At 40.3% G+C, this 13,020-nt stretch carries 9 protein-coding genes and 1 pseudogene; 7 read left to right on the top strand and 3 right to left on the bottom strand.

Translation table 11 applies throughout. From position 1 onward, the window contains the following. From BCY91_RS14665 to BCY91_RS14650, 4 genes are all read left to right on the top strand, one after another. Positions 1-1,251 (top strand): competence/damage-inducible protein A, encoded by a 1,251-nt coding sequence (locus tag BCY91_RS14665; protein ID WP_120182788.1) that lies wholly within the window; start codon positions 1-3, stop codon positions 1,249-1,251. A 177-nt stretch (positions 1,252-1,428) separates the two neighbouring features. Continuing rightward, a complete protein-coding gene (locus tag BCY91_RS14660; RefSeq protein WP_120182787.1) occupies positions 1,429-2,778 on the top strand; it encodes a dihydrolipoamide acetyltransferase family protein in 1,350 nt (449 codons plus the stop codon). Positions 2,779-3,030: 252 nt separating this feature from the next. Beyond that, positions 3,031-3,726, top strand: coding sequence for a PAS domain S-box protein (locus BCY91_RS14655; protein ID WP_120182786.1), 696 nt, complete (start codon positions 3,031-3,033; stop codon positions 3,724-3,726). Between the two features lie 214 nt (positions 3,727-3,940). Beyond that, complete coding sequence (locus tag BCY91_RS14650; protein WP_073418541.1) at positions 3,941-5,476, top strand: SulP family inorganic anion transporter; 1,536 nt, start codon at positions 3,941-3,943, stop codon at positions 5,474-5,476. 198 nt (positions 5,477-5,674) lie between these two features. Here the strand turns inward: BCY91_RS14650 and BCY91_RS14645 are convergent, their stop codons facing one another. Beyond that, entirely contained in the window at positions 5,675-6,715 is a 1,041-nt protein-coding gene (locus BCY91_RS14645; RefSeq protein WP_073418542.1) for an IS110 family RNA-guided transposase, read from the bottom strand. Positions 6,716-6,954: 239 nt separating this feature from the next. Here BCY91_RS14645 and BCY91_RS14640 point away from each other — a divergent pair. After that, positions 6,955-7,539: pseudogene (locus tag BCY91_RS14640) on the top strand (PAS domain-containing protein); the annotation flags it as partial. A gap of 205 nt (positions 7,540-7,744) precedes the next feature. On the opposite strand, the gene BCY91_RS14635 reads toward BCY91_RS14640, so the two are convergent. Together BCY91_RS14635 and BCY91_RS14630 are read right to left on the bottom strand one after the other, a co-directional pair. After that, complete coding sequence (locus BCY91_RS14635) at positions 7,745-8,092, bottom strand: hypothetical protein (protein ID WP_120182784.1); 348 nt, start codon at positions 8,090-8,092, stop codon at positions 7,745-7,747. A 61-nt stretch (positions 8,093-8,153) separates the two neighbouring features. Next, positions 8,154-8,930: an XRE family transcriptional regulator gene (locus BCY91_RS14630; RefSeq protein WP_120182783.1), complete on the bottom strand. Its 777-nt coding sequence runs from the start codon at positions 8,928-8,930 to the stop codon at positions 8,154-8,156. Between the two features lie 154 nt (positions 8,931-9,084). On the opposite strand from BCY91_RS14630, the gene BCY91_RS14625 reads away from it, so the two are divergent. Both BCY91_RS14625 and BCY91_RS14620 read left to right on the top strand, forming a co-directional pair. Next, the gene (locus tag BCY91_RS14625; protein WP_120182782.1) at positions 9,085-9,426 is read left to right on the top strand and encodes a GIY-YIG nuclease family protein; all 342 of its coding nucleotides are present in this window, start codon (positions 9,085-9,087) and stop codon (positions 9,424-9,426) included. Between the two features lie 93 nt (positions 9,427-9,519). Then, on the top strand, positions 9,520-13,017 hold the full coding sequence (locus BCY91_RS14620) for a PKD domain-containing protein (RefSeq protein ID WP_120182781.1): 3,498 nt from the start codon (positions 9,520-9,522) through the stop codon (positions 13,015-13,017). The last annotated feature ends 3 nt before the right edge of the window (positions 13,018-13,020 follow it).

The raw sequence follows: 13,020 nt of genomic DNA, 5'->3' as shown, positions 1-13,020 counted from the left end.
ATGCAGGCAGAACTGATTACCATTGGCGATGAGATTTTAATTGGCCAAATTGTGGACACCAACTCGGCCTGGATGGCCGTAGTTTTAAATGAAATAGGCGTCAAGGTCAAACAGATTAGCTCTGTTTCTGATGACGAGGCGCATATTTTAGCAGCTTTAGCCGATGCCGAAACGCGTGCCGATTTAGTTTTAATAACCGGAGGTTTAGGCCCAACTAAAGATGATATCACCAAAAAAACCTTAGCTAAATATTTTGATTGCGATGAGTTTGTGACGCACGATGAAAGCTTGAAAGTAGTGGAACAAATTTTCGCCAAATACAACCGCCCCTTGCTGGAGGTTAATAGGCAACAAGCTTTGGTGCCAAAGGTATGCACACCTATTTTAAACCAGGTAGGCACTGCGCCAGGGATGCTTTTCCGCAAAGGGACCAAACTTTTTATTTCAATGCCCGGTGTTCCGCATGAAATGAAGCATCTGATGACAGCTTCGGTTTTGCCCTTGATTAAACAGCAATACCAGTTGCCGGCAATTTATCACCAAACCATTCTCACCGCCGGTTTGGGCGAATCTTTTTTAGCCGAGAAATTGACAGCCATAGAAGAACGTTTGCCTGCTTATATCAAATTGGCCTACTTGCCAAAACTGGGCTCCGTACGTTTGCGTTTGAGCACCACTTTAGAAGCTTCGCCAGTTTTGATGGCAGAGCTTGATGCTTTTGCTGATGAAATTATGGCAACAGTGCCGGAAGCTTGCATCACGAAAGGAGATTTACCTATCGAAAAAGTGATTTTGGATAAAATGGCTCAAAAAGGCCTAACGCTTTCGTTGGCCGAAAGTTGTACAGGCGGAGAAATTGCGCATCAGATTACCCAACATGCCGGGAGCTCAAAAGTTTTTGTCGGCGGCGGTGTTACCTACTCAAACAGTTTAAAATCTAAGTTACTAGGTGTAAAACAGCAGACTTTGGAAAGTTTTGGTGCTGTAAGTGAAGAAACTGTATTGGAGATGGCGGAGGGAGCGGTGCAAAATTTTGGATCAGATTACGCCGTTGCAGTGAGCGGAATTGCCGGTCCGGATGGTGGAAGCGAAGAAAAACCCGTAGGTACCGTTTGGATTGCAGTGGCAAATAAACATCAAGCGAAAGCTAAACGTTTTACCTTTGGCAAACATCGTATCCAAAATATAGAAAGAGCAACAATGGCCGCTTTTACATTCCTATTTCACTTTTTAAAAGAACAGGAAGATTAGATTTTTATTTTTTTTCGCGTTACTCCGCATCGGTTGATTAGGAAGATGGAGCTAAAAATCAGCTTTATAAACTGTTTTTAGTTGCGCTAAAAAATAGGCTTAACAAAAAAACCACGCTTTGCTTGGCTAGGAAAAACATTATATTGTTAATTTTGATAGCAAAATAAAACAGACTTCATGGCTATATACGAGCTTTTATTGCCTAAAATGGGAGAAAGCGTTGCGGAAGCAACTGTGATTAAATGGAACAAACAAGTTGGCGACCGGGTTGATGTAGAAGATAGTGTTCTGGAAATTGCAACAGACAAGGTAGATTCTGAAGTGCCGTCTCCTGTGCAAGGAACATTGGTGAAACAGTTGTTTGAGGAAAACCAGGTTGCGCAAGTTGGAGATGTGGTTGCTTTAATTGAAACCGCAGACGAACAACAAAAACAGCTGGCGGTTGCTGAAGAAGCTTCTGAGGATTTAGCGGAAAATTCTGAACAAAGCCCGGTTGAAGATATTCCTTATGTTCCGCAAAAAGAAGAAGCTCAAGAAAAGCCCGTTAAAACCTCATTCAACAGTTCGGAGCGTTTTTACTCGCCTTTGGTGAAAAGCATAGCGCAAGAAGAGGGGATAAGCATAAGCGAACTGGATGAAATTAACGGTTCTGGCACAGACGGACGGGTTACCAAAGATGATTTATTGGCTTATATCTCTAATAAAAAACAGAAGGATTTTGCAGGTACAGCTACTCCAGAACAAGAAACTGGGGCGCCGGTAGTAAATACCGCTACTGAAACGGCTCCCAAACCTGCGCCGGTTGAAGTTCCGGCTTTGAAAGACGAAATTGTTGAGATGGATCGGATGCGGAAAATGATATCCGAGCATATGATACACAGCAAGGAAGTTGCCGCGCACGTAACTTCTTTTGTGGAAGCCGATGTAACCAACTTGGTGCTTTGGCGCGATAAAGTAAAGGCCAGCTTTGAAAAACGTGAAGGCGAAAAAATAACTTTTACCCCCGTATTTGTAGAGGCAGTTACTAAGGCTATTAAAGATATGCCTATGATTAATATCTCTTTAAATGGGCATCAAATTATCAAAAAGAAAGACATAAATATTGGTATGGCGGCCGCGTTGCCTAATGGCAATTTGATTGTGCCGGTAATAAAAAACGCCGACCAGCTCAACCTAGTAGGCTTAACAAAGGCCGTGAACGATTTAGCTAAACGGGCGCGCGAAAACCGTTTGCAGCCCGAAGAAATAAAGGGAGGCACTTTCACTTTAACCAATATCGGCGGTTTCGGGAATATCATGGGCACACCAATTATTAACCAGCCGCAGGTAGCTATTTTGGCTGTTGGCGCCATCAAAAAGAAACCTGCAGTTTTAGAAACCGCTTACGGCGATGTAATTGCAATTAGGCATATGATGTATCTTTCTTTATCCTACGATCATCGAATTGTCGACGGCGCTTTAGGAGGGATGTTTGTAAAACGCGTAGCGGATTATCTGGAAGCTTGGGATGTAAACCGAGAGATTTAGCAAGTCGTATCGCGCCGTAGCGGTAGTGTTAAGAGGCTACATGTTCCCGATAAGGTGCTTAACCGATTTTTCCCTGAGTATATAATCTGTAATTGTTTAAGTTAGGATTAGGGTGTATAAACCGTATATTGCCAGCTTTTCGCGGTTCGTTTTTTCACCAATTATGGATTAGTTGAGCTAAGATTATTTTAAACCCGTACAAGAAACGCAGTTATGTTGCATCTGCCAGATACATAACTGATAAGTTCGATTATGTTGAACAGCCCCTGGAAAGTCATATTTATTTATCTAATAACAAGCCTGCTGTGGTTTTTAACTAGCAACGGCTTAGTCCATCTGTCGGCGTCTACGATAGGCGTTAAGGAAGCTCATCTTCATCTGGCCAAAGACGTGCTATACGTGGTAGTCAGCAGCTTTGTTTTTTTTGTCATTATCCGGTTTGAGAGAAAATCCTTAGCGCGGTCAGTGAAGCAATATAGGCAGCTTTTTTTCTCTAATCCAAATCCAATGTGGATATACGACAGGGAAACGCTGAAGTTTGTAGAAGTTAATAATGCCGCAATCAGACATTATGGCTACACCAGAGATCAATTTCTGCGGAAGAAGATATTGGATATTCGGCCCGAGGAAGACCGAGATAAGGTTTTGGAGGCAGCAACGAAAATGCCTAAACAATTTAATATCTCTGGTTATTGGCGTCACCTAAAAAAAAGCGGAGAAATCATTTCGGTTTTTATAACCTCTCACGGCATAGAATTTAACGGTAGAAAAAGTGCGATGGTAATGGCGCAGGATGTGACGCTGACCATTGAAAACCAAGCCGAATTAAAGAAAGCTTATGAACTAGAAAGGAGCCTGAAAGAAGAACTGGAAAACAGCATAATGTTAATAAAGCAATCTACAGAAGAGATTCTGTGTTGTAAAACAAATTTTTTTAGTTTTATTTAGTGATAAATTGTGTAAAATGACTTTAAATTGTACTTTTGCGTAACTCAATGAAAAGAACAGTACAAATATCATCTCAAGTTACGCCGCCTTGATCTTAGGCTAAACTGTTTTATTTTCCCAATTTTAATTTATTGGCTTTTTTATCGTACCCGAAGATTTTACTTCAGTGTACCCACTTTTTATTCAAATTTTACATATTTAAACATAATTTTTTATGGAGAAAATTATCAATTTGTTTGATTTCAAACAGAAAATTAATTACAAGAATGAAATTCTTGCAGGTCTTGCAGTTGCCATGACCATGATACCAGAGTCTTTATCGTTTGCTATTTTAGCGGGGCTATCGCCATTGACAGGTCTTTATGCAGCCTTTTTAATGGGTATTGTAACCGCAATTCTAGGGGGCAGACCTGGAATGGTTTCCGGAGGCGCCGGAGCGACTGTTGTTGTACTTATTGCACTGGCAGCATCACATGGGGTGGAATATCTTTTTGCTGCCGTTATAATGGCAGGTCTTATGCAATTTTTAGTAGGAATTTTTAAACTTGGTAAATTTGTACGCCTGATCCCGCAACCGGTAATGTACGGTTTTTTAAATGGTCTTGCAGTAATCATTTTCATGGCACAGGTAGCACAATTTAAAGTAGTAGAAAACGGAATAGAAGGTTGGATGCAGGGTTCTGCCCTCTATTTAATGGCGGGATTGACGTTGTTAACCATAGCAATTGTATTTATATTACCAAAATTTACAAAGGCGGTTCCTGCATCGTTAGTAGCGATAATTGTTGTATTCGGTATCGTATATTTTTTCGGTATTGATACTAAAAAAGTAATTGATATAGCTTCAGTAGGTGGTTCACTGCCATCATTTCATATTCCAGAAATACCGTTTAATCTGGAAACCCTGAAAATTATTTTCCCCTACGCCTTAGTAATGGCAGGTGTTGGGTTGATTGAAAGTCTGTTAACGCTTAATATGGTTGATGAAATAACTAGTACAAAAGGACAATCTAACCGTGAGGCTGCCGCACAGGGCATAGCCAATATCACCAACGGTTTCTTCGGAGGAATGGGTGGATGTGCAATGGTTGCCCAGACTTTAGTGAATATCGGAGCTGGAGGGAGAGCCAGACTTTCTGCAATAGTTGCATCTATAGCAATCTTATTGATCATTCTGGTTGCAGGTCCTGTAATAGAACAAATTCCAATGGCGGCATTAGTCGGGGTTATGATGATGGTAGCTATAGGCACATTTGAGTGGGTCAGCTTTCGAATTATTAATAAAATGCCTCGACACGACATTTTTATTGGTATGCTGGTAGCAGTTATAACTGTACTATTACACAACTTAGCTTTAGCCGTTTTGATAGGTGTAGTTATTTCAGCTCTTGTATTTGCCTGGGAAAGTGCCAAACGAATACGTGCAAGAAAGTATGTAGATGAAGATGGTGTAAAGCATTACGAAATTTTTGGACCGCTGTTCTTTGGTTCTACTGCCGCATTTATTGAAAAATTTGACGTACTAAATGATCCGAATGAAGTTGTAATTGATTTTAAGGAAAGTAAAGTAGTTGATATGTCTGCTATTGAAGCTTTAAATAAAATTACGGAGAAGTATCACAAGGAAGGTAAAAAACTACATTTACGACATTTAAGCCAAGATTGCAGACAGTTACTGAAAAATGCTGAAACAGTTATAGATGTGAATATTATCGAAGATCCTACCTACAAAGTAATGACTAATAAGTAACATTGGTCTATTTAAGTTTACATCGAAAGCTATCAGATTTTTTCTATGGTTTTCGATGTTTTTTTATGCATTTCAGCCTTTTACTTTTAAACTAAGTTTAAATATTAGATTTAAATAAACCCAAAAATGGTTCGGGGGTTATAAGCTAAAGCCAACCTCTTAAACAAATTATCGATAGAGAATTAAGCTTCTCTTTATTTACATCGCTACTTCCTGAAACGGAATGATTTGATGCTGGTGTTCTGAATTATAATAAGAATTGTTTTTCCATAATATAAAAGTCAATTCTAGCAGTTTTCTTTGGATGGCAACTATAGCCTTCATTTTGATACCATGCCTTGAAACCATTCTTAAGAAAATATCTCTGAACCTTTCATCAGTCCTAATTGCAGCTAATGCTGGAAAGTGCATTACCTTTCTTAAATTCCTATTACCCCGCTTGGAAATTCGAGGTTTGGATTTCACTGAAGTTCCAGATGTCTTTTCTCTTACATCTAATCCTGCATAACTAACCAACTGTCTTTTATTCTTTATTAACTCGAATCCGTTGGTTTCGGCGATAATGGTTACAGCAGTCAGATTTCCAATGCCAGGAATTGAAGATACTATTTTCATCTTTTCTACTAGAGCTTGATCTCCTTTGATAAGGATAGCAATTTCTTCTCTTATCTGCTTTTCCTGCAAATCAATAAGAGCTATTCTTTTTTTAGTTCGTTTAACTGAGCTTTCACTTGAAGTTGCAGAAGTACGTTCTGCGTGCAGTTGATTTTTCAACATTGTACGCTCATGTACAAGCTGCTCACGTTCCCGACAAAGCTGTCTCAAATCATTAAATATTTTTAAAGGAGGTTGCCATAGTTCCAATTGCCTTTCCAAACCAAATCTAGCAATCGCTTGTGAAGCGCTCTTGTCAGTAATGGTTTTTATGTCAAGTGTTTTTGCATAATTACTGATCTTGTTTGGCAAAACGATGCTGACTTGTTTTTGAATACTGTAAAGATAGTACGCTAAGGATTCATGGTAAACTCCTGTTGCTTCCATTACGTACCGTACTTCTGTTGTAGTTGATGTCTGTTTATTTACCCACGATACAAGACTTGAAAACCCTTTTTTAGTATTGGGAAATACTTTGTAGCCATAGACTTCTATGCTGATCTGTTCATCCATTCTACCAAGCGATACAACTAATTCATTTTGTGCAACATCAATTCCTACTGTCTGCTTTAATAATACCTTCATCTTATATGGTTTAGGTAAGTGATAACCTTCCTTCATCTTTTCTCCTGACTGGATATACTGGCTATTAGACTCATAATAATGAGTAAATTCCTTACATTCTGTTCAGATTCTAAAAGGTTAAAGAAGAGGAGGCAGTCTCTTTTCTTGAATATACCATAAGGCTATTTAAAGCAAAATCTGCTCTCGCCCTTCTTCACTTAGATTATATTATACAAACATAGGAGAAGCAAAAATTTGCCGAGGTAATAGAGCGAATTAACAATATGGTTGTTATTACCAATCCTCAGGGCCAAATTACCTGGGTTAACAGCGCATTCACCAATTTTACAGGCTATAATTTAGACGAAATAGTAGGCAAAACCCCGGAAATATTACATGGGCCAAAAACGGATCCTAAGCTACAAGAGAAGGTTATGGAGTCTTTGAAAAATAATGTTTTTGTACCATTTGAGGCATTAAATTACACCAAAGCAGGAAAGGAATATTGGGTAGAATTTAATCTTTCTGCTATTTACAATGATAAAAATGAAATAGAGCGATACATCGCCATCCAAAATGTGATAACGGAGCGAAAAGAAAAGGAAGAAAAAATAAAATCTTACACCAATACACTAAGAAAACTTGCCTGGACCAATTCTCATGCGGTAAGGAAGCCGGTAGCATCTATTTTAGGTTTGGTAGATTTATGCAACCACACTAACGAGATTGACGAAATAAAGAAGCTACACGCGCTCATCCACGTTTGTTCGTTAGAATTAGATGAACTTATCAAAGAAATGGGGAAAGAAATATTTAAATATGAAACGGGAGATTTTGACAGCTAATTGGCTGGTATATAGCGGTGATGCTACAAAGCAAGCAGATAAACCATGGTAAAGAGGAGTTGGCTTAAAAAGACTAGTAAATTTTGATTGGAACTTTTTAATAAACCATAGCCAGCCTTACAACCTCAAAATGCAACCTGCTTTAGGGTTGCATTTTGAGGATACATTAACTAACAAAATTTTTAATTTTTGGATAGCCTTTGGGTTAGTTCGCTTTAGTGGCAGCTTGCTGGGCTTTTAGCTCTTTTTGCTTAGCTTTTTGCTCGTCTGTTAACGTTGCTTTTACTACTTCGTTGTATTTTTTGCTGATGGCTTTCGCTTGTTCTGCATCGGGCTGGTTACCTTTGCCGGCGGCGACTTTTAGGGCGTCCATCGCTTTAAGTTTCTCTAGCTGGGCATTGTAAATAGCCGTTTTTTGTTCGCTGTTTAAGCCCAGATTTTTTTCCATCATTTCCGTAGCGGTCTGCGCTCTTTCTTCAGCGGTTTTCTTTTGGGCCAAGGTTGCGGTGCTTACCAATGCAAGCAACGCAAAAGATAAAATGTATTTCTTCATCGTTATTGATTTATTGCTTTTTGAACTTGAAAAACAATAAAGGTTTAACAGGCTTCCGAAATTAATTTTTGTCTTGTTGCAGTTGGCTAATAGAACGTTGCATTTGCGACATCATGGCTGTTAAGCTTTCCATAGTAGGCTCTGGCGTTGGTTGTGGCAACTCGGTAGAAATGTAGGCTTTGGCGCGCCAAATCTCCATAATCTCCTCTGGCATAATATGGTAAGCTTGGTAAACTGGGTTGTCGGATATTAGTTTTAGACCTTTATCTGCCCTGATTTTTGAGCCTATCCTTTTATATACAACACCTTCGTTGCTGCTGATGATTACTGCCGTTTCTCCTACTTTCAAATCGTTCCAATTCTCTACATACTCCGAAATAATAATGGAGCCAGATGGCAAAGGCAACATCGAATCTCCTTTTATTTCAAAAGCACGGTAAGTTCCTTGCTTAAACATCGGCAAAGAAAATTTGGGCAAACTGGCTACAAACTCGGGGTCGGCGTAGCCGTTTAAATAACCTGCACTGGCCTTTACCGGCACCAGCTCTATGTTTTCTTTGTCGTCTTTATCTACCGTGATGCTAAGTATGCGTACGTTAGATCCATCAGCTTTAGGCTTTGGCTTCCATTGCGCATTAATAGTTTCGTTCACTAACTCATCCATACTTACCTCAAAAAATTCGGCAAACTTTTTCAAAAGGTCGTACTTGGGGTCCGCGCGTTCTTCTTCATAAGCGCCTACCAAAGATCTTTTTATTTCCATCTCATCAGCAAACTGTTGCTGCGTGAGGCCTTTTTTCTTTCTAAGGAATTTGATGTTTGCTGAAATTTTTCCCATTTCAAAAATAATTTGGTTTTACTAAAAAAGTTAGTATTTTTATGCCAATAAAATTAGTAATTAATTTTTGCTTTAAGGAAATCAAATTTAAAATCGTTTTCCACATGTTAACAAAACGGTGGCAAGCGCTTCAAAGACAGTAAAAAAGAAGAAGATGAAAAAGTACGTATTCATAGTAGCCGATAGAAACCGCAACAATTTACACGTGGGCTTAAGTGCTGATATATTAAAAACGATGGAGCTGTATAAAAAGATGCCCAGCTTAATGTTTGATGCCAGCCAACAGCTAACAAGACTGGTGTATTTTGAAGAGTTAAACACCGAGAGCGAAGCTAATACACGTTTTACCCTGTTAAATAGATTTACGCGTTCGCAAAAAGAACGTTTGGTGCGTTCGGTAAATCGCGATTGGACAGATTTAACTACGCCTTTGCGTCATGAGCATTTGAATTTCAGCGTGCGTTTGCCTCAGCATATTTTAAGTTTTGCCTCTTAACACCTGTAAAGCTTAAATCGTTTTTCTTTAAGCTAAGCACTCAACAATGTTCTGTTATATTCGTAATATTGTTGTAATGTATTTTACTTAAAAATGAGGCCGTATTTTAAACTAATTGCTTTTCTCGGCTTCTTCCTGTTTTTCCAACACACGCTGTTTGCGCAACGTATCTCTAACGAAGGCACAGATTTTTGGCTTTGTTTTCCTGATCATGTTCCTTCGGATGATAAACTCGCAACGCTTTCCTTATTTATCACGTCCAAAACAAACTCTAGCGGTAAAGTTACTTGTGGCTCATCTACACAAAGCTTTACGGTAAAGGCAAATACGGTAACAGAAGTTTTTGTGCCACGTGACGCTTCTTTTATCGGTCCGGGCATTAAAATTTCAGAGAATAAAGGTATCCATATAAAAGTAGATGAAGGTATGGGCAAAGTGGTGGTGTATGCTCACGTGTTTGCCGGGTTCCGCTCTGCAGCAACTTTAGTGTTGCCCACAGAGGCGCTGGGGCGTAAATATTTTGCAATGGCTTACGAACAAATTCCGCAAACCGATGGTTTTCTCTCTCAATTGGCTGTTGTAGCGGTAGAACCCCAAACAACTTTCAAGCTTACGCCGGTAATAGGAGGCGTAAAGCAGAGTGCTATATCAGTCACTTTGGAAAATGTTGGGGATGTTTACCAGTTTCAAAACAAATACGATGTAACCGGAAGTCTGGTGGAAGTGGATTCGGCAATTTCGGGATGTAAAAGAATTGCGGTTTTTTCTGGAAGCTCGGCCATAGGGATTAACACCCCAACGTGCAATATATTTCCTCAAAACGGATCTGCCGACCCGCTTTTGCAACAGCTTTACCCTATTGAAAGTTGGGGCAAAATATTTCCGGTGGTGCCGTTTTACGGGCGCGATGCCGGAAGCATTTTTAGAGTTTTAGCGGCAGAAAACCAAACCACCATAAAGGTGAACGGAATTAGCACAATGCTAAACGCTGGCGAGTTTTACACCACAGCTCCAATTACCGCTGCGTCTTTAATTGAAGCCGATAAACCCGTTTCCGTTGCACAATACGCCATTAGCGAATATTGTTCGGACAGCAGAAACCAAATAGACGGAACCCGCCATGTTTACGGCGACCCGGATATGGTTATCCTTAACCCGCTAGAATACAGTATCGATAAGATAACTTTATACTCGTCAACCAAACTAGCCATTAGTGAGCAGTATTTAAACGTGGTGATACCTAGCGCCAAAGTTTCCAGCTTTAGCATCAATAACGATCAAATTAAGGCCAGTTTTAACCCAATTCCAACAAACCCTGCTTATTCTTACGCGCAGATAAACCTTACCGGAAAAGGCGCTAATTTTAGTTTGGTGGCAGATACAGGCTTTAACGCCATAGCCTATGGTTTTGGTTCTACTGAATCTTACGCCTATTCTGCCGGCACAAGCTTAGCCAGTACTACTATCGTAAATGCGCTTAAACAAGGGACCAATGAGACTGTGGATGTTGCGTGTGTGCAACAGGCTTATGATTTTAATTTGCTATTGCCTTACATCCCAACTCAATTAAGTTGGCAAGTTGAGTCTGGCGAGAAGCCGTTTGTTGTCACAAATCCGAGCTATAAAAAGGTGGTAGTCAACAACAAACAGCTATACCAATTCAACTATCCGGCGAATAAAACCTTTGCCAGTGCGGGTACAAAAACAGTCAAAGTTATTGCTTCATTACCGGTAAATGCAAATGTATGCTCCACTACAGATACAGAAGTAATTAGTTATGCTTTAGAGGTAATGGATTTGCCGGTTCCAGAATTTGATGTGCCTACCGAAATTTGTGCAGGCAATGGTGCGCAATTTACCTTTGTAAATAACAATATTGGGGGCAACATTGCTAAATGGTACTGGGATTTTGGCGACGGAACCACATCCACAGATAAAAATCCGCTTCATACTTACGCGGGCGCGGGTACTTATAAAGTTAAATTAAGCTTGATAAGCAGGTCCGGCTGCGCTTCTGATTTCACAGAAAAAACAGTGAAAGTTGTTGAATTGGCTGGCGCCGATTTTGAAATGCTGGATCCTTTGTGCAGCACAAAGGCCATCCGTTTTTCCGATATTTCGCACGCTACGCAAAATGTTAAAACATGGTTGTGGGACTTTGGCGACGGTGGTACAAGCTCGCTACAAAATCCGGTTTATACCTTTGCAAAAAGCGGTACCTATAAAATTGGTTTAACAATCACTTCGCAAAGCGGTTGCAACCAAACCATTCAAAAATCCATTCAAATTTACGATCCTGCGGTAATAGATTTTGCCGATCCGGCATCGTGCATCAGTGATATGGTAAGTTTTGAAGCCATTGTAAAAAGCGGTACGGTTAGCAGTTGGCACTGGGATTTTGGCGACGGCTCTGTAGATCCGGTAGAACAAACCAAGGCTAAACCGCAGCATCGGTATATAAGTGCCGGAAATTACGTGGTAACCTTAAACGCTACAACCGGAGGCTGCGTAAGTACCATAAGCAAACCTATTACTATCAGCGGCGCCAATCCAAAGGTGGCGTTCGAGGTGTTGGATAAAGAGCGGTTGTGTAGCAACGTGCCGGTGAGCTTTAAAAACACATCTAGCATCGCTTTCGGAAACATTGTAAAAATCGAGATTATTTACGATTATAAAAACGCCAGTCCGTCTGCTGTTTTTACAGATATAAATCCGTTGCCTGATAAGGTTTATACCCATCAATACCCAAAATCTGCGTTAAACCAAAATTATCAGGTGGTTTTCAGGGCTTACTCGGGTCAAGGCTGTTTCCAGGAATCGGCACCTACGACCATCACCGTAAACGGTACGCCAGATATTGTTTTTGAGGATGTGCCGCCGGTATGTGCCGATGCGCCAAAAATAGATTTGCGCAAGTACGCTAAAGAACTTTCTGGAATGCTTGGCGCAGCTACTTTTAGCGGAGCAGGAGTTACCGGCAATGATTTTGTGCCAGGTGAGGCCGGGGTAGGGGCGCATCCTGTTACCTTCACTTTTTCATCGGCGAAAGCCTGTGCCACTAGTATAAGCAAAGTAATTACCGTAAACCCTTTGCCTACGGTAGATGCCGGTACCGATGTGGACATTTTATTAGCCGGCGAAAAACAATTAAATGCAAAATCTACTGGTAAAGCAATAACCTATAAGTGGTTTCCGGCCACTGGTTTAAGTAACGATAGTATTGCCAATCCAATAGCATCGCCCACCGAAACCACCAAATACATTTTAACGGTAACATCTACAGATGGCTGTGCCGTTGCCGACGAAATAACGGTTACTGTGCATAAAGACCCACGCATTCCTAATGCGTTCTCGCCCAATAACGATGGCGTAAACGATACCTGGGCCATTAAATACTTGGAAAGTTTTGTAAAAGCAACCATCCGTATTTTTAACAGGGGCGGGCAACAGGTATTTTTTGCCGAGCGTTATACCGACGCTTGGGACGGCAAATACAAGGGAATTGAGGTTCCGGTTGGGGTTTATTATTATATTATTGAACCTAATAACGGCAGAAATCGTTACACGGGTTCTGTTACGGTTTTGCGGTAGAGG

The sequence above is a fragment of the Pelobium manganitolerans genome, from assembly GCF_003609575.1.
GTDB classification, from domain to species: domain Bacteria; phylum Bacteroidota; class Bacteroidia; order Sphingobacteriales; family Sphingobacteriaceae; genus Pseudopedobacter; species Pseudopedobacter manganitolerans.
The sequence above is the reverse complement of the archived record's forward strand: the minus strand, read 5'-3'. Positions and strand labels throughout refer to the sequence as shown.

Excerpts from the sequence above, each read along its gene's own strand:
- BCY91_RS14650 (WP_073418541.1), top strand. The coding sequence starts at position 3,941 with ATGGAGAAAATTATCAATTTGTTTGATTTCAAACAGAAAATTAATTAC.
- BCY91_RS14645 (WP_073418542.1), bottom strand. The coding sequence starts at position 6,715 with ATGAAGGTATTATTAAAGCAGACAGTAGGAATTGATGTTGCACAAAAT.
- BCY91_RS14665 (WP_120182788.1), top strand. The coding sequence starts at position 1 with ATGCAGGCAGAACTGATTACCATTGGCGATGAGATTTTAATTGGCCAA.
- BCY91_RS14635 (WP_120182784.1), bottom strand. The coding sequence starts at position 8,092 with ATGAAGAAATACATTTTATCTTTTGCGTTGCTTGCATTGGTAAGCACC.
- BCY91_RS14625 (WP_120182782.1), top strand. The coding sequence starts at position 9,085 with ATGAAAAAGTACGTATTCATAGTAGCCGATAGAAACCGCAACAATTTA.
- BCY91_RS14620 (WP_120182781.1), top strand. The coding sequence starts at position 9,520 with ATGAGGCCGTATTTTAAACTAATTGCTTTTCTCGGCTTCTTCCTGTTT.
- BCY91_RS14655 (WP_120182786.1), top strand. The coding sequence starts at position 3,031 with ATGTTGAACAGCCCCTGGAAAGTCATATTTATTTATCTAATAACAAGC.
- BCY91_RS14630 (WP_120182783.1), bottom strand. The coding sequence starts at position 8,930 with ATGGGAAAAATTTCAGCAAACATCAAATTCCTTAGAAAGAAAAAAGGC.
- BCY91_RS14660 (WP_120182787.1), top strand. The coding sequence starts at position 1,429 with ATGGCTATATACGAGCTTTTATTGCCTAAAATGGGAGAAAGCGTTGCG.